This is a genomic window from Escherichia sp. WS3063, assembly GCF_046486595.1.
Classification (GTDB): domain Bacteria; phylum Pseudomonadota; class Gammaproteobacteria; order Enterobacterales; family Enterobacteriaceae; genus Escherichia; species Escherichia coli.
Genome location: NZ_JBJQKY010000004.1, coordinates 223,214 through 248,985, shown reverse-complemented (window position 1 = coordinate 248,985; position 25,772 = coordinate 223,214). Strand labels below are relative to the sequence as shown.

Genomic DNA, 25,772 nt, shown 5'->3' with positions numbered 1-25,772 from the left:
ATCCGGCAAAGGGTTTTTGAGTCACATTTTTAGCAGACAAGGAGTGACGGGTGAGGCGATTGCCGGGGATTTTACTGCTTACTGGAGCCGCGCTCGTTGTGATCGCTGCCCTGCTGGTTAGCGGCCTGCGTATTGCTTTACCGCATCTTGACGCCTGGCGTCCGGAAATCCTCAACAAAATAGAATCCGCGACTGGCATGCCGGTAGAAGCCAGTCAGCTCTCAGCCAGCTGGCAGAATTTTGGTCCGACGCTTGAAGCGCACGACATCCGTGCAGAACTAAAAGATGGCGGCGAATTTTCGGTTAAACGCGTTACTCTGGCGCTGGATGTCTGGCAGAGCCTGTTACATATGCGCTGGCAGTTTCGCGACCTCACTTTCTGGCAGCTGCGCTTTCGCACCAACACTCCTATCACCAGCGGCGGTGGTAATGATAGCCTGGAAGCCAGTCACATCAGCGATCTGTTTCTTCGTCAATTTGACCATTTCGATCTCCGCGACAGTGAAGTCAGTTTTCTGACGCCATCCGGTCAGCGCGCCGAGCTGGCGATCCCACAGCTCACCTGGCTGAACGATCCACGTCGACACCGTGCGGAAGGCCTGGTAAGCCTCTCCAGCCTTACCGGACAGCACGGCGTGATGCAGGTGCGTATGGATTTGCGCGATGATGAGGGGTTGTTAAGCAATGGTCGCGTCTGGCTCCAGGCGGATGACATCGACCTGAAGCCGTGGCTCGGTAAATGGATGCAGGACAATATTGCGCTGGAAACGGCACAGTTCTCCCTTGAAGGCTGGATGACGATCGACAAAGGCGATGTAACCGGCGGTGACGTCTGGCTGAAACAGGGCGGTGCCAGCTGGTTGGGCGAGAAGGAAACACATACGCTGTCGGTGGATAATCTGACTGCGCATATTACGCGTGAAAATCCGGGATGGCAGTTCTCTATTCCCGATACACGGATCACGATGGACGGCAAACCCTGGCCGAGCGGAGCATTGACGCTGGCCTGGATACCGGAACAGGACGTTGGCGGCAAAGACAATAAACGCAGTGACGAACTCCGGATTCGTGCCAGTAATCTGGAGCTGGCAGGCCTGGAGGGCGTACGCCCGCTGGCCGCGAAACTTTCACCTGCACTGGGTGATGTTTGGCGCTCCACACAACCGAGCGGCAAGATTAACACGCTGGCGCTGGATATCCCGCTTCAGGCGGCAGACAAGACCCGTTTTCAGGCATCGTGGAGCGATCTGGCCTGGAAGCAATGGAAATTATTACCGGGTGCGGAACACTTCTCCGGGACGCTTTCCGGCAGCGTAGAAAATGGTTTGCTTACCGCGTCGATGAAGCAGGCAAAGATGCCTTACGAAACGGTATTCCGCGCGCCACTGGAAATCGCCGACGGCCAGGCAACGATAAGCTGGCTGAACAATGACAAAGGTTTCCAGCTGGATGGGCGTAATATTGACGTTAAAGCCAAAGCCGTCCATGCGCGCGGCGGTTTTCGTTACCTGCAACCTGCTAACGATGAACCCTGGCTGGGTATTCTGGCTGGCATCAGTACCAATGATGGTTCACAAGCCTGGCGCTATTTCCCGGAAAACTTGATGGGTAAAGACCTGGTTGATTACTTAAGTGGCGCGATTCAGGGCGGTGAAGCGGATAACGCGACGCTGGTTTATGGTGGCAATCCGCAACTCTTCCCCTATAAACACAACGAAGGTCAGTTTGAAGTGCTGGTACCGCTGCGCAACGCGAAGTTTGCCTTCCAGCCGGACTGGCCTGCATTAACTAACCTTGATATTGAACTGGATTTTATTAACGACGGTTTATGGATGAAAACCGATGGCGTTAATTTGGGCGGCGTGCGCGCGAGTAATCTCACCGCAGTGATCCCTGACTACTCAAAAGAAAAACTGCTGATTGACGCTGACATTAAAGGCCCGGGTAAAGCCGTTGGCCCTTACTTTGATGAGACACCGCTGAAAGATTCTCTGGGTGCGACCCTGCAAGAACTCCAGCTCGACGGCGATGTGAATGCTCGCTTACATCTTGATATCCCGCTGAACGGCGAACTGGTAACCGCGAAAGGTGAAGTGACGCTGCGTAATAACAGTCTGTTTATCAAACCACTCGACAGCACCCTGAAAAATTTGAGCGGGAAATTCAGCTTTATCAATGGCGATCTGCAAAGTGAACCACTGACAGCAAGCTGGTTTAATCAGCCGTTGAACGTGGATTTTTCCACCAAAGAAGGGGCAAAAGCCTACCAGGTCGCGGTGAATCTCAACGGTAACTGGCAACCAGCGAAAACCGGCGTTCTGCCTGAAGCGGTGAACGAAGCATTAAGTGGCAGCGTGGCGTGGGATGGTAAAGTGGGCATTGATCTGCCTTATCATGCTGGCGCGACCTATAACGTAGAGCTAAACGGCGATTTGAAGAATGTGAGCAGTCACTTACCTTCACCGTTAGCCAAACCTGCGGGTGAACCACTGCCGGTAAACGTTAAGGTTGATGGCAATCTCAACAGCTTTGAGTTAACCGGACAGGCTGGTGCAGATAACCATTTCAATAGCCGCTGGTTGCTTGGTCAAAAGCTGACGCTCGACCGTGCTATTTGGGCGGCAGACAGTAAAACGCTCCCGCCGTTGCCGGAACAAAGTGGCGTTGAACTCAATATGCCGCCGATGAATGGTGCCGAGTGGCTGGCCCTGTTCCAGAAAGGCGCTGCGGAGAGTGTCGGTGGTGCAGCGAGTTTCCCACAACACATAACGTTACGTACGCCTATGTTGTCGCAGGGAAATCAGCAATGGAATAACCTGAGCATTGTTTCGCAACCGACGGCAAATGGCACCCTGGTTGAGGCGCAAGGGCGTGAAATCAACGCCACGCTGGCGATGCGTAATAACGCGCCGTGGCTGGCGAATATCAAATATCTTTATTACAACCCAAGCGTGCCGAAAACTCATGGTGACTCAACGAATTCATCACCTTTCCCGACAACGGAGCGCATTAGCTTCCGTGGCTGGCCGGACGCACAAATACGATGCGCAGAGTGCTGGTTCTGGGGGCAAAAATTCGGGCGCATTGACAGTGATATCACCATTTCTGGCAATACATTAACGCTGACTAATGGACTGATTGATACTGGTTTTTCGCGGCTCACTGCCGATGGTGAATGGGTTAACAATCCGGGAAATGAACGCACTTCGCTGAAAGGAAAACTGCGTGGGCAGAAAATTGATGCCGCCGCAGAATTTTTTGGTGTCACGACGCCCATACGCCAGTCGTCATTTAATGTGGATTACGATTTACACTGGCGCAAAGCACCCTGGCAACCAGATGAGGCGACGTTGAATGGCATCATTCATACTCAACTGGGCAAAGGCGAAATTACCGAAATCAATACCGGACATGCCGGGCAATTGCTGCGCTTATTGAGCGTAGATGCCCTGATGCGTAAGCTGCGTTTTGATTTCAGAGACACTTTTGGCGAAGGGTTCTATTTTGACTCCATTCGCAGCACCGCGTGGATTAAAGACGGCGTTATGCACACCGACGACACGCTGGTGGATGGCCTGGAAGCGGACATTGCTATGAAAGGGTCGGTAAATCTGGTACGTCGCGACCTGAATATGGAAGCGGTTGTCGCACCAGAGATTTCTGCGACGGTGGGTGTGGCTGCGGCCTTTGCGGTTAACCCCATTGTTGGCGCGGCAGTGTTTGCCGCCAGTAAAGTGCTGGGACCGCTGTGGAGCAAAGTCTCCATTTTGCGCTATCACATTTCGGGTCCGCTGGACGATCCGCAAATCAACGAAGTGTTGCGACAACCGCGTAAAGAAAAAGCGCAATGATTTGACGAGGGCGCGTAATTGCCCCAATCTCATAGGATAATCGTTGCCAAAGGCCAACGAGCCAGAACATAACCGTAGGCCGGACAGGGCGTTCACGCCGCATCCGGCAGCCGTAAAAAATCCTCTACTGCAGTAACTAACGAGTAGCAAAAACGATGAGTCTGAACCTAGTAAGTGAACAATTGCTAGCGGCGAACGGCCTGAAACATCAGGACTTGTTCGCGATCCTCGGTCAACTGGCCGAACGTCGCCTTGATTATGGCGATCTCTATTTTCAGTCGAGCTATCACGAATCCTGGGTTTTAGAAGACCGTATTATTAAAGATGGTTCTTACAACATCGATCAGGGCGTTGGCGTGCGTGCAATCAGTGGTGAAAAAACCGGATTTGCTTATGCTGACCAAATCAGCCTGCTGGCGCTGGAACAAAGTGCGCAAGCGGCGCGCACCATCGTCCGTGATAGTGGTGATGGCAAAGTACAGACGCTGGGCGCGGTAGAGCATAGCCCGTTGTATACCTCGGTAGATCCGCTGCAAAGCATGAGCCGTGAAGAGAAGCTGGATATCCTGCGTCGCGTCGATAAGGTTGCCCGCGAAGCGGACAAGCGCGTACAAGAAGTGACTGCCAGCCTCAGCGGCGTTTATGAATTAATTCTGGTTGCGGCCACCGACGGCACGCTGGCGGCGGATGTTCGTCCGCTGGTGCGTCTTTCCGTGAGCGTTCTGGTCGAAGAAGATGGCAAACGCGAACGCGGTGCCAGTGGCGGCGGCGGTCGTTTTGGTTATGAGTTCTTCCTTGCCGATCTCGACGGTGAAGTCCGTGCGGATGCATGGGCAAAAGAAGCTGTGCGTATGGCGCTGGTCAATCTTTCTGCCGTCGCCGCACCAGCAGGCACCATGCCGGTAGTACTTGGCGCAGGTTGGCCGGGCGTGCTGTTGCATGAAGCGGTGGGTCACGGTCTGGAAGGCGACTTCAACCGCCGTGGCACTTCAGTATTTAGTGGACAGGTCGGGGAGCTGGTGGCTTCAGAACTGTGTACCGTGGTTGATGACGGTACGATGGTCGATCGCCGTGGTTCGGTGGCGATTGATGACGAAGGTACGCCAGGCCAGTACAACGTGCTGATTGAGAACGGCATTCTGAAAGGCTACATGCAGGATAAACTCAACGCGCGTTTGATGGGGATGACGCCGACTGGCAACGGTCGCCGTGAATCCTACGCCCATCTGCCCATGCCGCGTATGACCAACACCTATATGCTGCCGGGTAAATCGACCCCGCAGGAAATTATTGAATCCGTTGAGTACGGTATCTATGCACCGAACTTTGGTGGCGGTCAGGTGGATATCACCTCCGGCAAATTCGTTTTCTCCACTTCAGAAGCGTATCTGATTGAAAACGGTAAAGTAACGAAGCCGGTGAAAGGCGCAACGTTGATTGGTTCCGGTATCGAAACCATGCAGCAGATTTCGATGGTTGGCAACGACCTGAAACTGGATAACGGCGTGGGTGTCTGCGGTAAAGAAGGGCAAAGTTTGCCGGTTGGCGTGGGCCAGCCAACGCTGAAAGTTGATAACCTGACTGTTGGCGGTACTGCGTAATAATTTCAGTATTTTCAGAAGGATAATTAATCCTTCTCCGTGTACGAACGGTCCCCTCGCCCCTCTGGGGTTAGGGTGAGGGGAACCCGTTGGCACAGGTTTGTACTACGTAACAGTACAATATTAATTACTTCTCTTTCCCGCGCCCGTGCATCTCCTGAAACAATTTACCGACCTCAACAAAATAATCCGTCAGCGAGTTGATCACGACCTGTACCTTCAGCGGTAGCTTATCTTTTTCGGTATACAACGCATAAACCGGGCGTGGATCTGACTGGTAACGCGGCAGCAGGATCTCCAGTTCCCCGCGATTGATCTCGTTGATCACCCACATCAGCGGCACGTAGGCGATCCCGGCACCCGCCGTCAGCCAGCGCACCAGCGTCATCGGATCATTAGTCACAAATCTTCCTTGTGGGATCAGGCGAGTCGAGATCCCTTCCGGTGCGATCAGTTCAAATTCATTGTCGGGCCGCACGCTGTATTCAAGCCATGAATGACTACTCAAATCGGCGGGTTTTTCCGGTATGCCGTATTGTGTGAGATAGCTTTTCGCGGCGCAGACCACCATCGGCATCGCGCCCAGACGGCGGGAAAACAGGCTGGAATCCTGCAACGCGCCGACGCGGATCACCACATCCAGACCATCGGCAATCAGGTCGGGGGCAGGAATTCCGGTAACCAGATTGACGCTCAAACCTGGGTATTCTTTCAGCATTTTTGCTGTCAGCCCGGCGAGAACATTTTGTGCCATAGTTGAAGAACAGCCAATGCGCAGCGTCCCGATGGGGGTGTTATTGAAGGCATACAGTTGCTCATGAACATCCTGCACTTCATGGAGCATCCGACGGCAGCCCTGGTAGTAAATTCTACCGGCTTCGGTCAGGCCAATGCTGCGTGTGCTACGGTTTAACAGCTTTACCTGCAACTCATCTTCCAGTTTTGACACCGTCTGACTGATGGACGAAACGCTCATCTGTAGCTGTCTGGCGGCGGCGGTAAAAGAGCCAAATTCAACTACTTTGGCAAACACCGACATGCGTTTTAGTCGTTCCATTATTCACTCTGACTTAAAAGTGATTTAGATCACATAATATAGATAACAGCATAACAGTTACGCTAATATATTAAATATCAATCTACAGCAATGTTGCTCTCGCCCGGCTTTCCATGTCCTTCTCTGCGGCGACAGATGCTGAAAATAATAACGCCTGCTCTCTCTATACAACCAAGGTCAACATGAGTCTGTTTCCCGTTATCGTGGTGTTTGGGCTGTCCTTCCCACCGATATTTTTCGAATTGCTTTTATCACTGGCGATTTTCTGGCTGGTGCGCCGGGTACTTGTGCCAACAGGTATCTACGACTTTGTCTGGCATCCGGCGTTGTTCAACACCGCGCTCTATTGCTGCTTGTTTTATTTGATATCGCGACTGTTCGTTTGAGGTTGAAGTGAAAACACTAATAAGAAAATTCTCCCGTACGGCCATCACGGTCGTATTAGTCATTCTGGCCTTCATCGCAATTTTTAATGCCTGGGTCTATTACACCGAATCCCCCTGGACGCGTGACGCGCGCTTTAGCGCTGACGTCGTTGCGATCGCGCCGGACGTTTCTGGACTTATCACCCAGGTGAATGTTCATGATAACCAGCTGGTGAAAAAAGGACAGGTACTGTTCACCATCGACCAGCCGCGTTATCAAAAGGCGCTTGAGGAAGCGCAAGCCGATGTTGCTTATTATCAGGTACTGGCACAGGAGAAACGCCAGGAGGCCGGACGTCGTAACCGTCTCGGTGTGCAGGCGATGTCTCGCGAAGAGATCGACCAGGCCAACAACGTACTACAAACAGTTCTGCATCAGTTAGCGAAAGCGCAGGCGACCCGCGATCTGGCAAAACTGGATCTTGAACGTACAGTCATCCGCGCGCCAGCAGATGGCTGGGTGACCAACCTCAACGTCTATACCGGTGAGTTTATTACTCGTGGATCAACGGCGGTTGCGCTGGTGAAACAGGACTCCTTCTATGTACTGGCCTATATGGAAGAAACCAAGCTGGAAGGAGTGCGCCCTGGGTATCGTGCAGAGATCACGCCGCTTGGCAGTAACAAAGTGCTGAAAGGGACTGTTGATAGTGTTGCCGCAGGGGTCACCAACGCCAGCAGCACGCGTGACGACAAAGGGATGGCGACCATCGACTCTAACCTTGAATGGGTACGTTTGGCGCAACGTGTTCCGGTACGTATTCGTCTCGACAACCAGCAAGAGAACATCTGGCCTGCGGGCACCACTGCTACGGTGGTAGTCACTGGCAAACAAGATCGCGACGAAAGTCAGGATTCGTTCTTCCGTAAAATGGCTCATCGCCTGCGTGAGTTTGGTTAATCACGATGGGTATTTTCTCCATTGCTAATCAACATATTCGCTTTGCGGTAAAACTGGCGACCGCCATTGTACTGGCGCTGTTTGTTGGCTTTCACTTCCAGCTGGAAACGCCACGCTGGGCGGTACTGACAGCAGCGATTGTTGCCGCCGGTCCGGCCTTTGCTGCGGGAGGTGAACCGTACTCTGGCGCGATACGCTATCGTGGCTTTTTGCGCATCATCGGCACATTTATTGGCTGTATTGCTGGACTGGTGATCATCATTGCGATGATCCGCGCACCATTATTGATGATTCTGGTGTGCTGTATCTGGGCCGGTTTTTGTACCTGGATATCCTCGCTGGTACGAATAGAAAACTCGTATGCGTGGGGGCTGGCCGGTTATACCGCGCTGATCATTGTGATCACTATTCAGCCGGAACCATTGCTTACGCCGCAGTTTGCCGTCGAACGTTGTAGCGAGATCGTTATCGGTATTGTGTGTGCAATTATGGCGGATTTGCTCTTTTCTCCGCGATCGATCAAACAAGAAGTGGATCGAGAGCTGGAAAGTTTGCTGGTTGCGCAATATCAATTAATGCAACTCTGTATCAAGCATGGCGATGGTGAAGTTGTCGATAAAGCCTGGGGCGATCTGGTGCGACGAACTACGGCGTTACAAGGTATGCGCAGCAACCTGAATATGGAATCTTCCCGCTGGGCGCGGGCCAATCGACGTTTAAAAGCGATCAATACGCTATCGCTGACGCTGATTACACAATCCTGCGAAACTTATCTTATTCAGAATACGCGCCCGGAATTGATCACTGATACTTTCCGCGAATTTTTTGACACGCCGGTAGAAACCGCGCAGGACGTCCACAAGCAGCTCAAACGCCTGCGGAGAGTTATCGCCTGGACTGGGGAACGGGAAACGCCTGTCACCATTTATAGCTGGGTCGCGGCGGCAACGCGTTATCAGCTTCTCAAGCGCGGCGTTATCAGTAACACAAAAATCAACGCCACCGAAGAAGAGATCCTGCAAGGCGAACCGGAAGTCAAAGTAGAGTCAGCCGAACGTCATCATGCGATGGTTAACTTCTGGCGAACCACACTTTCCTGCATTCTGGGGACGCTTTTCTGGCTGTGGACGGGCTGGACTTCAGGCAGTGGTGCAATGGTGATGATTGCGGTAGTGACGTCACTGGCAATGCGTTTGCCGAATCCACGCATGGTGGCGATCGACTTTATCTATGGGACGCTGGCGGCGCTGCCGTTAGGGCTGCTCTACTTTTTGGTGATTATCCCTAATACCCAACAAAGCATGTTATTGCTGTGTATTAGCCTGGCAGTGCTGGGATTTTTCCTCGGTATAGAAGTACAGAAACGGCGACTGGGCTCGATGGGGGCGCTGGCCAGCACCATAAATATTATCGTGCTGGATAACCCGATGACTTTCCATTTCAGTCAGTTTCTCGACAGCGCATTAGGGCAAATCGTCGGCTGTGTGCTCGCGTTCACCGTTATTTTGCTGGTGCGGGATAAATCGCGCGACAGGACTGGACGTGTACTGCTTAATCAGTTTGTTTCTGCCGCTGTTTCCGCGATGACTACCAATGTGGCACGTCGTAAAGAGAATCACCTCCCGGCACTTTATCAGCAGCTGTTTTTGCTGATGAATAAGTTCCCAGGGGATTTGCCGAAATTTCGCCTGGCGCTGACGATGATTATCGCGCACCAGCGCCTGCGTGATGCGCCGATCCCGGTTAACGAGGATTTATCGGCGTTTCACCGACAAATGCGCCGCACAGCAGACCATGTGATATCTGCCCGTAGCGATGATAAACGTCGTCGGTACTTTGGCCAGTTGCTGGAAGAACTTGAAATCTACCAGGAAAAGCTACGCATCTGGCAAGCGCCACCGCAGGTGACGGAACCAGTACATCGGCTTACGGGTATGCTCCATAAGTATCAACATGCGTTGACCGATAGTTAAGTCAAAACCGACGCCAAAAGCGTCGGTTTTTTCATGGCTATACTTAGCAATGAACGGCAGAACTCGCCGCGAAACGTGACGGTGGCAACAGATGAATATTTATACCTTTGATTTTGATGAGATTGAGAGTCAGGAGGATTTTTATCGCGACTTTAGCCAAACCTTTGGTCTGGCAAAAGATAAAGTACGCGATCTCGACTCTCTATGGGATGTGTTAATGAACGATGTCCTGCCGCTACCACTTGAGATTGAATTTGTTCATCTGGGAGAGAAAACACGTCGCCGTTTTGGCGCGTTAATATTGCTGTTTGATGAGGCAGAGGAAGAGCTGGAAGGGCATTTGCGTTTTAATGTTCGTCATTAGCGCAAAAAAAAAGCCCCCGAACCGGGGGCAATATCGTCGGACAAGACGATGAGGGTTTATTTGTACAGTTCAGCCGTAGCGTGCCAGGTGTCACCGCTACGAGCTTCCGTAATCTGGTAGGCCGTTGCGCCTTTCTCTTCTGCTTTTTTGTTCAGCATTTCACGCATATCCATTGGCGAAGACGCCACACCACTTACGGATACGGTCCCGATTGCTTCACGATTTTGTGCTTGTGCAGCATCAATGGAGTCGGCAGCGAATGCACCGAAAGAGAGAACAGAAAGTACGCTTAATGCAGCAACAGTGGTTTTGATTTTCATGATTTTTACCTCGACATAATCTTTTAGCTGGGCCTTTGTTTCGTGACCCATATCACAAAATCAAGTATACACTAATTATTGAACTAATTAATACCACGCTAACTGTTTCAGTTGATACTAAGTGTTAAAAATGTGAATTTTAATAACAAAAAAGAATTAAAAACACGGTTATTTATTTTTAATTCTAGTATTTTCAATTAGATAATGAATTTTGCATAATGTGCTTTTTTTTACCGTATGTATTCATTGTGTGAATGACATGTCGCAGTAAAACGCACTATTCGTTAAATCAATCGCAGGGGAAAGCAGGGGGTTGAGAGGGATAAGCAACATTTTCCCCGCCGCCAGAAGCGACGGGGCAGAGATTAAAGCTCCTGGTCGAACAGCTCTAAAATCGCTTCGTACAGGTCTTTGACGGTGAAACCGTTAGCAGGGGTGGTAAAGATGGTGTCATCGCCAGCGATGGTGCCCAGAATACCTTCTGCTTTGCCCAGTGAATCCAGCAGGCGAGCAATTAACTGCGCCGCGCCAGGGCTGGTATGAATCACGACAACTGCATCGTTGTAGTCGATATCCAGCACCAGATTTTTCAATGGACTGGAGGTGGTTGGTACACCCAGTTCAGCTGGCAGGCAGTAAACCATTTCCATTTTGGCATTGCGTGTACGTACAGCACCAAACTTGGTCAACATCCGCGAGACTTTAGACTGATTAATATTGTCAAAGCCTTGCTCCTGCAACGCGGCGACGATTTCGCCCTGGGAGCTAAATTTCTCTTCTTTAAGTAATGCTTTAAATGCTTTAACTAGTTCTTCTTGCTTAGCCGAGCTTCGCATAAGTCACCCGATATGGTGGTTGATACAACATTATTGTGCATACAGATGAATTTTTATGCAAACAGTCAGCCCTGAAGAAGGCTGAAATAATGTTATGAAAGAGCGGGATTTTATCAAATTTCGTTATTGAGAAACATGCCTGCGTCACGGCATGCAAATTCTGCTTAAAAGTAAATTAATTGTTATCAAATTGATGTTGTTTTGGCTGAACGGTAGGGTATATTGTCACCACCTGTTGGAATGTTGCGCTAATGCATAAGCGACTGTTAATTACGTAAGTTAGGTTCCTGATTACGGCAATTAAATGCATAAACGCTAAACTTGCGTGACTACACATTCTTGAGATGTGGTCATTGTAAACGGCAATTTTGTGGATTAAGGTCGCGGCAGCGGAGCAACATATCTTAGTTTATCAATATAATAAGGAGTTTAGGATGAAAGTCGCAGTCCTCGGCGCTGCTGGCGGTATTGGCCAGGCGCTTGCACTACTGTTAAAAACCCAACTGCCTTCAGGTTCAGAACTCTCTCTGTATGATATCGCTCCAGTGACTCCCGGTGTGGCTGTCGATCTGAGCCATATCCCTACTGCTGTGAAAATCAAAGGTTTTTCTGGTGAAGATGCGACTCCGGCGCTGGAAGGCGCAGATGTCGTTCTTATCTCTGCAGGTGTAGCGCGTAAACCGGGTATGGATCGTTCCGACCTGTTTAACGTTAACGCCGGCATCGTGAAAAATCTGGTACAGCAAGTTGCGAAAACCTGCCCAAAAGCGTGCATTGGTATTATCACTAACCCGGTTAACACCACAGTTGCGATTGCTGCTGAAGTGCTGAAAAAAGCCGGTGTTTATGACAAAAACAAACTGTTCGGCGTTACCACGCTGGATATCATTCGTTCCAACACCTTTGTTGCGGAACTGAAAGGCAAACAGCCAGGCGAAGTTGAAGTGCCGGTTATTGGCGGTCACTCTGGTGTTACCATTCTGCCGCTGCTGTCACAGGTTCCTGGCGTTAGTTTTACCGAGCAGGAAGTGGCTGATCTGACCAAACGTATCCAGAACGCGGGTACTGAGGTGGTTGAAGCGAAAGCCGGTGGCGGGTCTGCAACCCTGTCTATGGGTCAGGCAGCTGCACGTTTTGGCCTGTCTCTGGTTCGCGCACTGCAAGGTGAACAAGGCGTTGTCGAATGTGCCTACGTTGAAGGCGACGGTCAGTACGCACGTTTCTTCTCTCAACCGCTGCTGCTGGGTAAAAACGGCGTGGAAGAGCGTAAATCTATCGGCACTCTGAGCGCATTTGAACAGAACGCGCTGGAAGGTATGCTGGATACGCTGAAGAAAGATATCGCCCTGGGTGAAGAGTTCGTTAATAAGTAATTGATTAGCGGATAATAAAAAACCGGAGCACAGACTCCGGTTTTTTGTTTTGAGCGCACGACTTAATTGGTTGCCGGATATTCCTGAATGGTGACCTGCAGCGTTAACTGCTTATCATCACGCATCACTACAACCGGGATCACCGAGCCAGGGCGAATTTCCGCCACCTGATCCATCGTCTCCAGAGCAGAGATGGCCGGTTTGTTATCCACCGAAATAATCAAATCATTGACCTGAATACCCGCATTCGCCGCCGGGCCGTCAGGTGACACTTCATTAACCACGATCCCTTGCAGTTGATCTATACCACCGCCCTGCGCGTGCAGTGGTGCGATCTCACGTCCGCCGATACCAATGTAGCCGCGGATCACGCGACCATCGCGGATCAGTTTATCCATAATTTTGGTTGCTAACTGGAAAGGAATCGCAAAGCCGATACCTTCCGGCGTTTCGCCATCGTTACTCTTATCAAACGACAGCGTGTTAATGCCCATCAGTTCGCCCAGCGAGTTCACCAGCGCGCCGCCAGAGTTACCGTGGTTAATGGAAGCATCTGTTTGCAGGAAGTTTTGCCGCCCGGTCGGGTTCAGACCGATTCGACCCGTGGCACTAATAATCCCCTGGGTAATGGTCTGCCCGAGGTTGTACGGGTTACCGATCGCCAGTACCACGTCGCCAATGTGCGGTACGCGACGTGCATTGATTGGAATGGTAGGTAAACCGCCAGTGGCATTAATTTTAAGTACCGCCAGATCGGTTAGAGAGTCAGATCCCACCAGCAATGCTTCAAATACACGTCCATCCTGTAAGGCGACGATGATCTGATCGGCGTCGTTGATGACGTGTTTATTGGTGATGATATAACCGCGTTGATCCATGATTACACCGGATCCCAGGGTGCGGATCTCAAGCTGGTTGTGAGAGTTGGTGTTCAAACCACGGTTGTAAACGTTAACCACCGCTGGCGCGGCGCGGCGAACCGCCAGATTATAGCTGGCAGGCGTCTCATCGGTACTGTCAAATTGCGGAGTGGAAAGCGGGTTAAGGCTGCGCAGCGAAGGCATGGCAACCAGCAGAATAGCGCCGACAATTAATCCAATCGCAACGGAACGTAAGAGCTTCACAAACATGATGGAGGCGTCATTAAAAAAGGGAACGGCAGCAGCATACCACGAGTTAACCGGACATCACACGTCAGCCTGATGCCCGGTTTACGACATTAACGCATCAGCAGATAGATGCTTTCATTGCCGCGTACAATTTGCAGGGCAATGATGGCCGGTTTTGCCGCCAGCACTTTACGCATTTCAGCAATCGAGTTCACCCGATCGCGGTTGACGCCAATGATCACATCGTCTTTTTGCAAGCCAGCCTGAGCAGCTGGGCTTCCTTTGACAACCTCATCGATCTTAATACCTTTGCCACCATCTTTTAGCTGACCATCGCTCAACGTTGCACCTTCCAGCGCTGGCGTGATCATTTCAGCGCTGGCCGACGAAGAGGTGCTGGTATCAAGCGTCACTTCTACTTCCAGTGGTTTGCCGTTACGCAGCAGGCCAAGCTTCACTTTCGTGCCCGGCTCGGTGGTTGCGATACGAGAGCGCAACTCAGCAAAGCTATTCAGCGGTTTGCCGTTGAGGCTGGTAATAATATCGCCCGCTTTGACGCCCGCTTTTGCCGAGCCAGAACCTGGCAACACTTCGCTGACAAACGCGCCACGCTGCACGTCAAGGTTGAAGGCTTTGGCGATATCGGCACTCATCTCGGTGCCTTTGATGCCTAACAAACCGCGTTTGATTTCACCAAAGTCGATAAGCTGCTGCGCCAGTGTTCGCGCCATATTACTGGGGATGGCAAATCCAATCCCGACGCTCCCGCCACCAGGCGCAAGGATTGCCGTGTTGATGCCAATTAACTCGCCGTTAAGGTTTAACAGTGCACCGCCGGAGTTACCGCGGTTAATGGAAGCATCTGTCTGGATAAAGTTTTCAAGACCTTCAAGATTCAACCCGCTGCGGCCTAATGCGGAAACAATGCCAGAGGTGGCGGTTTGCCCAAGGCCAAATGGGTTACCGACCGCCACGGCAAAATCACCGACGCGCAATTTATCGGAGTCGGCAATAGCGATTTGCGTTAATTTGCTCGGGTTTTGAATTTGCAACAGGGCGATATCGCTCTGGTCATCGCTACCAATCAGTTTTGCATCAAACTCGCGCCCATCATTGAGCTGAATACTGATTTTCTGTGCCTGATTAATCACATGGTTGTTGGTCAGCACATAGCCTTTACTGGCGTTGATGATGACACCGGAGCCTAAACCTTCGAAGGGTTGTGCAGGTTGATCCGGTAAATCATCACCAAAAAACTTTTTGAATTCTTCCGGGATTTTCTGTCCCTGACTGGCCGTTCCTTCCACCCGTACGCTCACCACTGCCGGAAGCACTTTTTCCAGCATTGGGGCCAGACTGGGGAGAGGGGCCTGATCGGCAACCTGGCCTGGAATCGACGCAACGGCCTGAAATGACGCCGAGAGAGTTAACCCGACACTTAACGCTAATGCACTCAACAGCTGGGTTTGTTTTTTCATTATTCCTGCTCTCGTACCTGAATGATAAGAAAAGAGATTCAAAACAGTTTGATGTTATTGAATTTTCAGACGGCTAACAATGAGACACCAGATTAAATGATAGTCGGGGAGGGAGAGAAGAGGAGGGCGCAATGGCTGCGCCCGAAAAATAAATTAGTCGCGCTTCGCGCCAGTACGCAGCAGGCCGGATGCGCCTTCAGAATAGTCGCGAGGCATTTGCACCGGTGCCTGATCGTTGCTGGCTTCAGACTCTGCCAGACGATTACGGAACGGGTTTGCTTCAGCAGACAGTTCCGGCAGCAGGCTGCTGGAGCTTTTCGCCATGTGTTGATACAGCTGGCGATAGTCGTGCGCCATGGTATCCAGTAATTCCGCGCTGCGGGCAAAGTGGCTAACCAGCTCTTCGCGATACTCGTCCAGTTCAGCTTTATTCTTTTCCAGTTCGTACTGCAACGCCTGTTGCTGGCGTAGTTTACGATTACCAAAACGCATGGCCACAGCACCAATAATGATGCCGACGACTAACCCAATTAGCGCATATTCCCAGGTCATGAACATCTCCCGTTGTCTTTTGTTTCCGTAGGGTGTTGGCTTCAGGCTCCATGCCTGCGGCTGATTATGCCACTATAACCGTTAATTCCACAGAAGTGGAATCCCGACTGCATATCGCGTAGTGTAGAACGGCCTTTTTTTCGTCAACCGTGAACAACGGCGCACCGATTATTCAAGGAATAACAATAAGATCATGCAAAGCATTACCCCAACATCGCAATACCTGAAGGCGCTCAATGAAGGCAGCCATCAACCCGACGACGTTCAAAAAGAGGCCGTCAGCCGCCTGGAAATTATTTATCAGGAACTCATCAATAGCACGCCACCAGCCCCCAGGACGAGTGGGCTAATGGCGCGGGTCGGTAAGCTGTGGGGTAAACGCGAAGACACAAAGCATACGCCAGTGCGTGGCTTATATATGTGGGGCGGGGTAGGACGCGGGAAAACCTGGCTGATGGACCTTTTCTATCAAAGCCTGCCGGGAGAGCGGAAACAGCGTCTGCACTTTCACCGGTTTATGCTGCGGGTACATGAAGAGCTAACTGCTTTGCAGGGGCAGACCGATCCGCTGGAAATTATTGCCGATCGCTTTAAAGCAGAAACTGACGTGCTCTGTTTTGACGAATTTTTTGTTTCTGATATTACCGATGCCATGCTACTTGGCGGTCTGATGAAAGCCCTGTTCGCCCGAGGTATTACCCTGGTAGCGACGTCAAATATTCCGCCGGACGAACTTTATCGAAATGGCCTACAACGTGCGCGTTTTTTGCCTGCAATCGATGCCATTAAACAGCATTGTGATGTAATGAACGTGGACGCTGGTGTTGATTATCGACTGCGTACACTCACTCAGGCGCATCTGTGGCTTTCGCCCCTCAACGATGAAACCCGGGCGCAAATGGATAAACTATGGTTGGCGCTGGCGGGGGCGAAACGAGAAAATTCACCGACATTAGAAATCAACCATCGGCCATTGGCGACAATGGGCGTCGAGAACCAGACGCTGGCGGTCTCTTTTACTACGCTGTGCGTCGACGCCCGCAGTCAGCATGACTATATTGCGCTCTCACGCCTCTTTCACACGGTCATGTTGTTTGATGTACCAGTTATGACGCGGTTGATGGAGAGCGAAGCGCGGCGCTTTATTGCGCTGGTGGATGAGTTTTACGAGCGCCATGTCAAATTAGTGGTGAGTGCAGAAGTGCCGCTATATGACATTTATCAGGGCGAGCGGCTGAAATTTGAGTTCCAGCGTTGCCTGTCACGTCTGCAAGAGATGCAAAGCGAAGAGTATCTGAAGCGCGAGCATTTAGCGGGTTAAAACCTGCCACAAATCACAAAAAGGGGTCGATCTTTGACCCCGACTTCTCTATAATCCTGCGACCCCACGTTACAAGAAAGTTTTTTTCCCAAAACTTTTTGTGTGCTGGCATAGGCTATTCGAAGGGGTAGGTTTGCCGGACTTTGTCGTGTGAACCTCAACAATTGAAGACGTTTGGGTGTTCACCAACGTGTAACTATTTATTGGGTAAGCTTTTAATGAAAACTTTTACAGCTAAACCAGAAACCGTAAAACGCGACTGGTATGTTGTTGACGCGACCGGTAAAACTCTGGGCCGTCTGGCTACTGAACTGGCTCGTCGCCTGCGCGGTAAGCACAAAGCGGAATACACTCCGCACGTAGATACCGGTGATTACATCATCGTTCTGAACGCTGACAAAGTTGCTGTAACCGGCAACAAGCGTACTGACAAAGTGTACTATCACCACACCGGCCACATCGGTGGTATCAAACAAGCGACCTTTGAAGAGATGATTGCTCGCCGTCCTGAGCGTGTGATTGAAATCGCGGTTAAAGGCATGTTGCCAAAAGGCCCGCTGGGTCGTGCTATGTTCCGTAAACTGAAAGTTTACGCGGGTAACGAGCACAACCACGCGGCACAGCAACCGCAAGTTCTTGACATCTAATCGGGATTATAGGCAATGGCTGAAAATCAATACTACGGCACTGGTCGCCGCAAAAGTTCCGCAGCTCGCGTTTTCATCAAACCGGGCAACGGTAAAATCGTAATCAACCAACGTTCTCTGGAACAGTACTTCGGTCGTGAAACTGCCCGCATGGTAGTTCGTCAGCCGCTGGAACTGGTCGACATGGTTGAGAAACTGGACCTGTACATCACCGTTAAAGGTGGTGGTATCTCTGGTCAGGCTGGTGCGATCCGTCACGGTATCACCCGCGCTCTGATGGAATACGACGAGTCCCTGCGTTCTGAACTGCGTAAAGCTGGCTTCGTTACTCGTGACGCTCGTCAGGTTGAACGTAAGAAAGTCGGTCTGCGTAAAGCACGTCGTCGTCCGCAGTTCTCCAAACGTTAATTGGCTTCTGCTCCGGCAGAAAACAATTTGCGAAAAAACCCGCTTCGGCGGGTTTTTTTATGGCCTAAGTCCGAATCCAGCCTCTTTTCCTTCTCACTACAGCATTATTCTCTGTAAACGGTATTTTCCTCGCACTATAGAAAAGGATATCGCGATGGGATTTTTTAATACATTGTTTAATAAGAAAGAATCATTAACGCTGTCGAATAAATGGGAATTCTTTATTACCACGGTGGAAGATAATGTAACGGGCATACGTGTAGATATTGGCGCAATTGAGGACGAAAAATTTGATCGTCTTATCCACACATGGTTTTTACGTGTCCGTTATACTCACTGTTATGAAAACGGTTTTCCGCAACCTGATGAAACACAGCGTTTAAATCGTATTGAGGACTGGCTTGAGGCGCAGGGTAAAACACTACCGATCTGGCTAGTGGGTGTGGTCACGCAACAAGGTTCACGCGATTTTGTTTTCCAGTCAGAAAAAGACCTGGACTGGGAAAAGACATTGGATAAATTGTTGGCAGGTGGCCCGGAGCTCGCTTGCAGCTTTAATGAGAGTAAAAACGACCACGGAAATTACTACCGCCAGTTTTTGTATCCAACCAAATACGACTGGAACTGGATACACGATTCCCGAGTATGCCGCGGGTTACTGGAGTATGGTGACGATTTGACTCTCCCACGCACCATCGATTATTACGCGACATTGCCGACAGAAACTGCGGCCCACGCCTTTGTGGAGGACGTGACGAAATTGCCATATGGCATCACGCTGGTGAGCATTCGGATGAACGACCAACAACCGGAGTATATGGCGTCATTGATTAACACTGATGCTCCGGAACAATGGCATATGACCGATATCACATGTCAGCTTACCGATTTGGCGGAAAAGCATGGAGGTAGTTTTGATGGCTGGGGCGCACCGATAGCAACGGCATAAAGGTTTAAAACAACATTCCCGGTGGGGGATTAAGTCAACTATTTCAGACTAAAGCGCATCTCTTTTTCCCCATTTCCGGCATCGACTCACCACAAAGGTCGCAAAATCTGGTAAACTATCATCCAATTTTCTGCCCAAATGTCGGGTATTGCTCATTTTTTGTTTGATTTTCGAACAAAGAGAGTCGTTCCTTACTGGGTAACACAACTTCTGACTGGCCACCTGGTGGCTGGTAGCAGTAAAAATTCTGACTATACCTGGAGGTTTTCATGGCTGTCGCTGCCAACAAACGTTCGGTAATGACGCTGTTTTCCGGTCCTACTGACATCTATAGCCATCAGGTCCGCATTGTGCTGGCTGAGAAAGGTGTAAGTTTCGAGATCGAACACGTGGAAAAGGACAATCCGCCTCAGGATCTGATTGACCTCAACCCGAATCAGAGCGTTCCGACCCTGGTGGATCGTGAGCTGACCCTGTGGGAATCTCGCATCATTATGGAATATCTGGATGAGCGTTTCCCGCATCCGCCACTGATGCCTGTTTACCCGGTAGCTCGCGGTGAAAGCCGTCTGTACATGCATCGCATCGAAAAAGACTGGTACACGCTGATGAACACCATCATCAACGGTTCAGCTTCTGAAGCAGATGCCGCACGTAAGCAACTGCGCGAAGAACTGCTGGCGATTGCGCCGGTCTTCGGTCAGAAGCCGTACTTCCTGAGCGATGAGTTCAGCCTGGTCGATTGCTACCTTGCTCCGCTGCTGTGGCGTTTGCCGCAACTGGGCATCGAGTTCAGCGGCCCGGGTGCGAAAGAGCTGAAAGGCTATATGACCCGCGTCTTTGAGCGTGACTCTTTCCTTGCTTCTTTAACTGAAGCTGAACGTGAAATGCGTCTGGGCCGGAGTTAATCTGTATGGATTTGTCACAGCTAACACCACGTCGTCCCTATCTGCTGCGTGCATTCTATGAGTGGTTGCTGGATAACCAGCTCACGCCGCACCTGGTGGTGGATGTGACGCTCCCTGGCGTGCAGGTTCCTATGGAATATGCGCGTGACGGGCAAATCGTACTCAACATTGCGCCGCGAGCTGTCGGCAATCTGGAACTGGCGAATGATGAGGTGCGCTTTAACGCGCGCTTTGGTGGCATTCCGCGTCAGGTTTCTGTGCCGCTGGCTGCCGTGCTGGCTATCTACGCCCGTGAAAATGGCGCAGGCACGATGTTTGAACCTGAAGCTGCCTACGATGAAGATGCCAGCATCATGAATGATGAAGAGGCATCGGCAGACAACGAAACCGTTATGTCGGTTATTGATGGCGACAAGCCAGATCACGATGATGACACTCATCCTGACGATGAACCACCGCAGCCACCACGCGGTGGTCGACCAGCATTACGCGTTGTGAAGTAATACTAAAACAGGCCCTGGCGGCCTGTTTTGTCTTTTTAATCGCTTAATAAAATAGCGTGATAGTGGCAATCATATTCACCACGAAACCGACTGCCATGGGGATCGCTGTCCGCTTCACTACCGCAAAAGGCGAAACGCCTGCAATTCCTGACGTAACGACCACCACCGCAGTAATCGGCGAAACAGCGCGCGCTAGCGTCGTGGCAAAATGCATTGGCATAATCATTACAACCGCTGGTACATGTAGTCCGGCTGCGATATTCGGAATAAGACTGGCAAATGACATAAACGGCGCATTGCCTGAGCCCATCACAATGGCACAAATGGCAATGACCAGCGCCATAATAATCATCACGCCAATACCGCCCAGACCAGAATGCTCCGCCCCCCTGATAACCGCATCGACAGTGCCAATCGTCGTTAAGCCTTTCGCAAATATTTCACCCGCGACCACCAGCGTTACCACGTTGGCAAACTGCGTACCCATGCCGTCAAAAAACGCCTGCACATCGTCCATTGTTTCGCGCAAGTTATGCTTGCGGAAGAACTCAACAAACATCGTCACCGTCAAACTCAGTAACATCACCACCACCAGATGCAGTTCTGACTGCATCAGCCCGACGTGGGCAAGGAACAGCGAGCCGAGCATCAGGATTAACGGCATCACCGGTAAAATGGCGTAATAGAGCGGCGGGACATTATCGAGAGCTTTTTGCTCTGCCTGTTCGTGATTGATATGTTTATCTTTTTTGTCGAAAGCGCGTTGCACGAAAAAGTGGGAGATCGCCACCGAGATAATGACGCAAGAGGCGACCGGAAGCTGGTAGTGGAAGAAGTAAGTGGCAATTTTCATTCCTGCGACCTGGGCAGCAAAAATGGAGTTCGTTTCCAGAATCCCCCACTCAATGGACATGGTGGTTGCGATAACCGCCACCGCAGAGAGACGACTTACTCCCAGACTCACCAGCGTCGGAAATAAGGTGACCATCAGCAACATACCCAGACCGGAGGCGCTGGTAATAAACTGCGCCATGATTTGGCCGATGACGTAAGTTGCCGACAGAATAATATACGGCGAGCGAATGAGTTTTAACGGGCGGCTTAACAAGCTCACCATCGCGCGACTTGCCCCTATGCGCTCCATATAGCGGGCATAACCGCCCACTGCCATAATCGACAGCCCCAATCCGGCAATGCGGTTGGACAGCATGCGCAGGATTTCATTATAAATATCGACGATCAAGTAGCCGCTGCTTTTGGCGGGATCGAGCACACCACCGAACCCTAACCAGACACCGCACATCATCAGGAAGATACCTGCGGCAGCCAGCACCACCTGAGGTTTGTAGTTTTTCAGGATCAAATAGCCCATCGTAATTAATACGATGACAGATATAATTATGCCGAACATTGTTGAACTCCGTGTCAAAAGAAAACGGTCAATCCCATAAACGGCAGATTGAAAACAATGATGTTATATTTTTTGCAAGGCTATTTATGGTGCGGATGTCGTGTTTTTAATTGTAGATGAGGTGATTTTTCATTAAAAAATATGCGCTTATGATTATTTTGTAAGAACACATTCATAATATTCATAATACTTGTTAATAGTCTTATGAATAATTCAATCGGGATGTTTTTATCTGCGTTACATTAATTTTTCGCAATAGTTAATTATTCAGTTAATTATAGTAATGATGAGGCACAAAGAGAAAACCCCGCCATTTCCCCCTACTTTCAATCCTGTGATAGGATGTCACTGATGATGTTAATCACACTGACCTTACAGAATGGGCCTTATGAACGCATTTGATTCGCAAACCGAAGATTCTTCACCTGTAATTGGCCGCAACTTACGCAGCCGCCCGCTGGCGCGTAAAAAACTCTCCGAAATGGTGGAAGAAGAGCTGGAACAGATGATCCGCCGTCGTGAATTTGGCGAAGGTGAACAATTACCGTCTGAACGCGAACTGATGGCGTTCTTTAACGTCGGGCGTCCTTCGGTGCGTGAAGCGCTGGCAGCGTTAAAACGCAAAGGTCTGGTGCAGATAAACAACGGCGAACGCGCTCGCGTCTCACGTCCTTCTGCGGACACCATCATCGGCGAGCTTTCCGGCATGGCGAAAGATTTCCTTTCTCATCCTGGCGGGATTGCCCATTTCGAACAATTACGTCTGTTCTTTGAATCCAGCCTGGTGCGCTATGCGGCTGAACACGCTACCGATGAGCAAATCGATTTGCTGGCAAAAGCACTGGAAATCAACAGTCAGTCGCTGGATAACAACGCGGCATTCATTCGTTCAGACGTTGATTTCCACCGCGTGCTGGCGGAGATCCCCGGTAACCCAATCTTCATGGCGATCCACGTTGCCCTGCTCGACTGGCTGATCGCCGCACGTCCAACCGTGGCTGATCAGGCTCTGCACGAGCATAACAACGTTAGCTATCAACAGCATATTGCGATCGTTGACGCGATCCGCCGCCACGATCCCGATGAAGCCGATCGCGCGTTGCAATCGCATCTCAACAGCGTCTCTGCTACCTGGCACGCCTTCGGTCAGACCACCAACAAAAAGAAATAATGCCACTTTAGTGAAGCAGATCGCATTATAAGCTTTCTGTATGGGGTGTTGCTTAATTGATCTGGTATAACAGGTATAAAGGTATATCGTTTATCAGACAAGCATCACTTCAGAGGTATTTATGGCAACGAATTTACGTGGCGTAATGGCCGCACTCCTGACTCCTTTTGATCAACAACAAGCACTGGATAAAGCGAGTCTGCGTCGCCTGGTTCAGTTCAATATTCAGCAGGGCATCGACGGTTTATACGTGGGTGGTTCTACCGGCGAAGCCTTTGTACAAAGCCTTTCCGAGCGTGAACAGGTACTGGAAATCGTCGCCGAAGAGGCGAAAGGCAAGATTAAACTCATCGCTCACGTAGGTTGCGTCAGCACCGCCGAAAGCCAACAACTTGCGGCATCGGCTAAACGTTATGGCTTCGATGCCGTCTCCGCCGTCACACCGTTCTACTATCCTTTCAGCTTTGAAGAACACTGCGATCACTATCGGGCAATTATTGATTCAGCGGATGGTTTGCCGATGGTGGTGTACAACATTCCGGCGTTAAGTGGCGTTAAACTGAGCCTGGATCAGATCAACACTCTGGTTACGTTGCCAGGTGTTGGCGCGCTGAAACAGACCTCTGGCGATCTCTATCAGATGGAGCAGATCCGTCGTGAACATCCGGATCTGGTGCTCTATAACGGTTACGACGAAATCTTCGCCTCTGGTCTTCTGGCGGGCGCTGATGGTGGTATCGGTAGTACCTACAACATCATGGGCTGGCGTTATCAGGGCATTGTTAAGGCGCTGAAAGAAGGCGATATCCAGACCGCGCAGAAGCTGCAAACCGAATGTAATAAAGTCATTGATTTACTGATCAAAACGGGCGTATTCCGCGGCCTGAAAACGGTCCTCCATTATATGGATGTCGTTTCTGTGCCGCTGTGCCGCAAACCGTTTGGTCCGGTAGATGAAAAATATCTGCCAGAACTGAAGGCGCTGGCCCAGCAGTTGATGCAAGAGCGCGGGTGAGTTTTTTCCCCTCGCTCGCCCCTACCGGGTGAGGGGAAATAAACGCATCTGTACCCTACAATTTTCATACCAAAGCGTGTGGGCATCGCCCACCGCGGGAGACTCACAATGAGTACTACAACCCAGAATATCCCGTGGTATCGCCATCTTAACCGCGCACAATGGCGGGCATTTTCCGCTGCCTGGTTGGGATATCTGCTTGACGGTTTTGATTTCGTTTTAATCGCCCTGGTACTCACCGAAGTACAGGGTGAATTCGGGCTGACGACGGTGCAGGCGGCAAGTCTGATCTCCGCAGCCTTTATCTCTCGCTGGTTCGGCGGCCTGATGCTCGGCGCTATGGGTGACCGCTACGGGCGTCGTCTGGCAATGGTCACCAGCATCGTTCTCTTCTCGGCCGGGACGCTGGCCTGCGGCTTTGCGCCAGGCTACATCACCATGTTTATCGCTCGTCTGGTCATCGGCATGGGGATGGCGGGTGAATACGGTTCCAGCGCCACCTATGTCATTGAAAGCTGGCCAAAGCATCTGCGTAACAAAGCCAGTGGTTTTCTGATTTCAGGCTTCTCAGTGGGGGCCGTCGTTGCCGCTCAGGTCTATAGTCTGGTGGTTCCGGTCTGGGGCTGGCGTGCGCTGTTCTTTATCGGCATTTTGCCAATCATCTTTGCTCTCTGGCTGCGTAAAAACATCCCGGAAGCGGAAGACTGGAAAGAGAAACATGCTGGTAAAGCACCGGTACGCACAATGGTGGATATTCTCTACCGTGGTGAACATCGCATTGCCAATATCGTAATGACACTGGCGGCGGCTACTGCGCTGTGGTTCTGCTTCGCCGGTAACCTGCAAAATGCCGCGATCGTCGCTGTTCTTGGGCTGTTATGCGCCGCAATCTTTATCAGCTTTATGGTGCAGAGTACGGGCAAACGCTGGCCAACGGGCGTAATGCTGATGGTGGTCGTGTTGTTTGCTTTCCTCTACTCATGGCCGATTCAGGCGCTGCTGCCAACGTATCTGAAAACCGATCTGGCTTATGACCCGCATACTGTCGCCAATGTGCTGTTCTTTAGTGGCTTTGGCGCGGCGGTGGGGTGCTGCGTCGGTGGCTTCCTCGGTGACTGGCTGGGAACCCGCAAAGCGTACGTTTGTAGTCTGCTGGCCTCGCAGCTGCTGATTATTCCGGTATTTGCGATTGGCGGCGCAAACGTCTGGGTGCTCGGTCTGTTACTGTTCTTCCAGCAAATGCTTGGACAAGGGATCGCCGGGATCTTACCGAAACTGATTGGCGGTTATTTCGATACCGACCAGCGTGCAGCGGGCCTGGGCTTTACCTACAACGTTGGCGCATTGGGCGGCGCACTGGCCCCAATCATCGGCGCGTTGATCGCTCAACGTCTGGATCTGGGTACTGCGCTGGCATCGCTCTCGTTCAGTCTGACATTTGTGGTGATCCTGCTGATTGGTCTGGATATGCCTTCTCGCGTTCAGCGTTGGCTGCGCCCGGAAGCATTGCGTACTCATGACGCTATCGACGGCAAACCATTTAGCGGTGCCGTGCCGTTTGGCAGCGCCAAAAACGATTTAGTCAAAACCAAAAGTTAA

Annotated in this window: 23 protein-coding genes; 16 read left to right on the top strand and 7 right to left on the bottom strand. The window is 51.0% G+C overall.

All coding sequences use genetic code 11. The features are described from left to right. Positions 1–50: 50 nt before the first annotated feature. Together yhdP and tldD are read left to right on the top strand one after the other, a co-directional pair. Positions 51–3,851: an AsmA2 domain-containing protein YhdP gene (gene yhdP / locus ACJHYW_RS05985; protein WP_001253535.1), complete on the top strand. Its 3,801-nt coding sequence runs from the start codon at positions 51–53 to the stop codon at positions 3,849–3,851. Between the two features lie 155 nt (positions 3,852–4,006). After that, entirely contained in the window at positions 4,007–5,452 is a 1,446-nt protein-coding gene (gene tldD, locus ACJHYW_RS05980) for a metalloprotease TldD (protein ID WP_000055909.1), read from the top strand. 127 nt (positions 5,453–5,579) lie between these two features. Here tldD and aaeR read toward each other — a convergent pair whose 3' ends face one another. Then, positions 5,580–6,509 carry an HTH-type transcriptional activator AaeR gene (aaeR, locus tag ACJHYW_RS05975; protein WP_000440317.1) on the bottom strand — a complete coding sequence of 310 codons (930 nt, stop codon included), beginning with the start codon at positions 6,507–6,509 and terminating at the stop codon, positions 5,580–5,582. A 182-nt stretch (positions 6,510–6,691) separates the two neighbouring features. On the opposite strand from aaeR, the gene aaeX reads away from it, so the two are divergent. The 4 genes from aaeX to ACJHYW_RS05955 all read left to right on the top strand — a co-directional run bounded on the left by aaeX (position 6,692) and on the right by ACJHYW_RS05955 (position 10,172). Continuing rightward, the gene (gene aaeX / locus ACJHYW_RS05970; RefSeq protein ID WP_000051841.1) at positions 6,692–6,895 is read left to right on the top strand and encodes a p-hydroxybenzoic acid efflux pump operon protein AaeX; all 204 of its coding nucleotides are present in this window, start codon (positions 6,692–6,694) and stop codon (positions 6,893–6,895) included. Positions 6,896–6,902: 7 nt separating this feature from the next. Continuing rightward, on the top strand, positions 6,903–7,835 hold the full coding sequence (aaeA, locus tag ACJHYW_RS05965; protein ID WP_000854029.1) for a p-hydroxybenzoic acid efflux pump subunit AaeA: 933 nt from the start codon (positions 6,903–6,905) through the stop codon (positions 7,833–7,835). A gap of 5 nt (positions 7,836–7,840) precedes the next feature. After that, complete coding sequence (aaeB, locus tag ACJHYW_RS05960) at positions 7,841–9,808, top strand: p-hydroxybenzoic acid efflux pump subunit AaeB (RefSeq protein ID WP_000510964.1); 1,968 nt, start codon at positions 7,841–7,843, stop codon at positions 9,806–9,808. Between the two features lie 91 nt (positions 9,809–9,899). Then, on the top strand, positions 9,900–10,172 hold the full coding sequence (locus tag ACJHYW_RS05955) for a barstar family protein (RefSeq protein WP_001029013.1): 273 nt from the start codon (positions 9,900–9,902) through the stop codon (positions 10,170–10,172). 56 nt (positions 10,173–10,228) lie between these two features. Here the strand turns inward: ACJHYW_RS05955 and yhcN are convergent, their stop codons facing one another. Beyond that, on the bottom strand, positions 10,229–10,492 hold the full coding sequence (gene yhcN, locus ACJHYW_RS05950) for a peroxide/acid stress response protein YhcN (protein ID WP_000695690.1): 264 nt from the start codon (positions 10,490–10,492) through the stop codon (positions 10,229–10,231). Between the two features lie 365 nt (positions 10,493–10,857). Next, complete coding sequence (gene argR, locus ACJHYW_RS05945; protein WP_001257846.1) at positions 10,858–11,328, bottom strand: transcriptional regulator ArgR; 471 nt, start codon at positions 11,326–11,328, stop codon at positions 10,858–10,860. Positions 11,329–11,762: 434 nt separating this feature from the next. Between argR and mdh the strand changes: the two genes are divergently transcribed. Continuing rightward, positions 11,763–12,701 (top strand): malate dehydrogenase, encoded by a 939-nt coding sequence (gene mdh / locus ACJHYW_RS05940; RefSeq protein ID WP_001295272.1) that lies wholly within the window; start codon positions 11,763–11,765, stop codon positions 12,699–12,701. A 62-nt stretch (positions 12,702–12,763) separates the two neighbouring features. Here the strand turns inward: mdh and degS are convergent, their stop codons facing one another. The 3 genes from degS to zapG form a co-directional block, all read right to left on the bottom strand. Beyond that, positions 12,764–13,831 carry an outer membrane-stress sensor serine endopeptidase DegS gene (gene degS, locus ACJHYW_RS05935; RefSeq protein WP_000497723.1) on the bottom strand — a complete coding sequence of 356 codons (1,068 nt, stop codon included), beginning with the start codon at positions 13,829–13,831 and terminating at the stop codon, positions 12,764–12,766. 89 nt (positions 13,832–13,920) lie between these two features. Then, positions 13,921–15,288, bottom strand: coding sequence for a serine endoprotease DegQ (degQ, locus tag ACJHYW_RS05930; protein WP_001295271.1), 1,368 nt, complete (start codon positions 15,286–15,288; stop codon positions 13,921–13,923). A gap of 153 nt (positions 15,289–15,441) precedes the next feature. Next, positions 15,442–15,840: a Z-ring associated protein ZapG gene (zapG, locus tag ACJHYW_RS05925; RefSeq protein ID WP_001295270.1), complete on the bottom strand. Its 399-nt coding sequence runs from the start codon at positions 15,838–15,840 to the stop codon at positions 15,442–15,444. Positions 15,841–16,033: 193 nt separating this feature from the next. Between zapG and zapE the strand changes: the two genes are divergently transcribed. From zapE to sspB, 6 genes are all read left to right on the top strand, one after another. Continuing rightward, complete coding sequence (zapE, locus tag ACJHYW_RS05920; RefSeq protein ID WP_001190805.1) at positions 16,034–17,161, top strand: cell division protein ZapE; 1,128 nt, start codon at positions 16,034–16,036, stop codon at positions 17,159–17,161. 218 nt (positions 17,162–17,379) lie between these two features. Continuing rightward, positions 17,380–17,808 carry a 50S ribosomal protein L13 gene (gene rplM / locus ACJHYW_RS05915; protein ID WP_000847559.1) on the top strand — a complete coding sequence of 143 codons (429 nt, stop codon included), beginning with the start codon at positions 17,380–17,382 and terminating at the stop codon, positions 17,806–17,808. Between the two features lie 15 nt (positions 17,809–17,823). Then, positions 17,824–18,216 carry a 30S ribosomal protein S9 gene (rpsI, locus tag ACJHYW_RS05910; protein ID WP_000829818.1) on the top strand — a complete coding sequence of 131 codons (393 nt, stop codon included), beginning with the start codon at positions 17,824–17,826 and terminating at the stop codon, positions 18,214–18,216. Between the two features lie 154 nt (positions 18,217–18,370). Continuing rightward, positions 18,371–19,165 (top strand): DUF695 domain-containing protein, encoded by a 795-nt coding sequence (locus tag ACJHYW_RS05905; protein ID WP_000505559.1) that lies wholly within the window; start codon positions 18,371–18,373, stop codon positions 19,163–19,165. A gap of 269 nt (positions 19,166–19,434) precedes the next feature. Continuing rightward, positions 19,435–20,073 carry a stringent starvation protein SspA gene (gene sspA / locus ACJHYW_RS05900; RefSeq protein WP_000257293.1) on the top strand — a complete coding sequence of 213 codons (639 nt, stop codon included), beginning with the start codon at positions 19,435–19,437 and terminating at the stop codon, positions 20,071–20,073. Between the two features lie 5 nt (positions 20,074–20,078). After that, a complete protein-coding gene (gene sspB, locus ACJHYW_RS05895; RefSeq protein ID WP_000366126.1) occupies positions 20,079–20,576 on the top strand; it encodes a ClpXP protease specificity-enhancing factor in 498 nt (165 codons plus the stop codon). A gap of 43 nt (positions 20,577–20,619) precedes the next feature. Here sspB and dcuC read toward each other — a convergent pair whose 3' ends face one another. After that, complete coding sequence (gene dcuC, locus ACJHYW_RS05890; protein ID WP_000466983.1) at positions 20,620–21,987, bottom strand: anaerobic C4-dicarboxylate transporter DcuC; 1,368 nt, start codon at positions 21,985–21,987, stop codon at positions 20,620–20,622. Positions 21,988–22,366: 379 nt separating this feature from the next. Between dcuC and nanR the strand changes: the two genes are divergently transcribed. The 3 genes from nanR (at position 22,367) to nanT (ending at position 25,772) form a co-directional block, all read left to right on the top strand. After that, on the top strand, positions 22,367–23,158 hold the full coding sequence (nanR, locus tag ACJHYW_RS05885; protein ID WP_000523850.1) for a transcriptional regulator NanR: 792 nt from the start codon (positions 22,367–22,369) through the stop codon (positions 23,156–23,158). Between the two features lie 121 nt (positions 23,159–23,279). Next, complete coding sequence (nanA, locus tag ACJHYW_RS05880) at positions 23,280–24,173, top strand: N-acetylneuraminate lyase (RefSeq protein WP_000224706.1); 894 nt, start codon at positions 23,280–23,282, stop codon at positions 24,171–24,173. A 108-nt stretch (positions 24,174–24,281) separates the two neighbouring features. Next, the gene (nanT, locus tag ACJHYW_RS05875; protein ID WP_000108455.1) at positions 24,282–25,772 is read left to right on the top strand and encodes a sialic acid transporter NanT; all 1,491 of its coding nucleotides are present in this window, start codon (positions 24,282–24,284) and stop codon (positions 25,770–25,772) included.

What these genes read in the sequence shown, in the direction of transcription:
- tldD (WP_000055909.1), top strand. Translation starts at nt 4,007, where the DNA reads ATGAGTCTGAACCTAGTAAGTGAACAATTGCTAGCGGCGAACGGCCTG.
- aaeR (WP_000440317.1), bottom strand. Translation starts at nt 6,509, where the DNA reads ATGGAACGACTAAAACGCATGTCGGTGTTTGCCAAAGTAGTTGAATTT.
- aaeX (WP_000051841.1), top strand. Translation starts at nt 6,692, where the DNA reads ATGAGTCTGTTTCCCGTTATCGTGGTGTTTGGGCTGTCCTTCCCACCG.
- aaeB (WP_000510964.1), top strand. Translation starts at nt 7,841, where the DNA reads ATGGGTATTTTCTCCATTGCTAATCAACATATTCGCTTTGCGGTAAAA.
- ACJHYW_RS05955 (WP_001029013.1), top strand. Translation starts at nt 9,900, where the DNA reads ATGAATATTTATACCTTTGATTTTGATGAGATTGAGAGTCAGGAGGAT.
- yhcN (WP_000695690.1), bottom strand. Translation starts at nt 10,492, where the DNA reads ATGAAAATCAAAACCACTGTTGCTGCATTAAGCGTACTTTCTGTTCTC.
- argR (WP_001257846.1), bottom strand. Translation starts at nt 11,328, where the DNA reads ATGCGAAGCTCGGCTAAGCAAGAAGAACTAGTTAAAGCATTTAAAGCA.
- mdh (WP_001295272.1), top strand. Translation starts at nt 11,763, where the DNA reads ATGAAAGTCGCAGTCCTCGGCGCTGCTGGCGGTATTGGCCAGGCGCTT.
- degS (WP_000497723.1), bottom strand. Translation starts at nt 13,831, where the DNA reads ATGTTTGTGAAGCTCTTACGTTCCGTTGCGATTGGATTAATTGTCGGC.
- degQ (WP_001295271.1), bottom strand. Translation starts at nt 15,288, where the DNA reads ATGAAAAAACAAACCCAGCTGTTGAGTGCATTAGCGTTAAGTGTCGGG.
- zapG (WP_001295270.1), bottom strand. Translation starts at nt 15,840, where the DNA reads ATGACCTGGGAATATGCGCTAATTGGGTTAGTCGTCGGCATCATTATT.
- zapE (WP_001190805.1), top strand. Translation starts at nt 16,034, where the DNA reads ATGCAAAGCATTACCCCAACATCGCAATACCTGAAGGCGCTCAATGAA.
- rplM (WP_000847559.1), top strand. Translation starts at nt 17,380, where the DNA reads ATGAAAACTTTTACAGCTAAACCAGAAACCGTAAAACGCGACTGGTAT.
- rpsI (WP_000829818.1), top strand. Translation starts at nt 17,824, where the DNA reads ATGGCTGAAAATCAATACTACGGCACTGGTCGCCGCAAAAGTTCCGCA.
- ACJHYW_RS05905 (WP_000505559.1), top strand. Translation starts at nt 18,371, where the DNA reads ATGGGATTTTTTAATACATTGTTTAATAAGAAAGAATCATTAACGCTG.
- sspA (WP_000257293.1), top strand. Translation starts at nt 19,435, where the DNA reads ATGGCTGTCGCTGCCAACAAACGTTCGGTAATGACGCTGTTTTCCGGT.
- sspB (WP_000366126.1), top strand. Translation starts at nt 20,079, where the DNA reads ATGGATTTGTCACAGCTAACACCACGTCGTCCCTATCTGCTGCGTGCA.
- dcuC (WP_000466983.1), bottom strand. Translation starts at nt 21,987, where the DNA reads ATGTTCGGCATAATTATATCTGTCATCGTATTAATTACGATGGGCTAT.
- nanR (WP_000523850.1), top strand. Translation starts at nt 22,367, where the DNA reads ATGGGCCTTATGAACGCATTTGATTCGCAAACCGAAGATTCTTCACCT.
- nanA (WP_000224706.1), top strand. Translation starts at nt 23,280, where the DNA reads ATGGCAACGAATTTACGTGGCGTAATGGCCGCACTCCTGACTCCTTTT.
- nanT (WP_000108455.1), top strand. Translation starts at nt 24,282, where the DNA reads ATGAGTACTACAACCCAGAATATCCCGTGGTATCGCCATCTTAACCGC.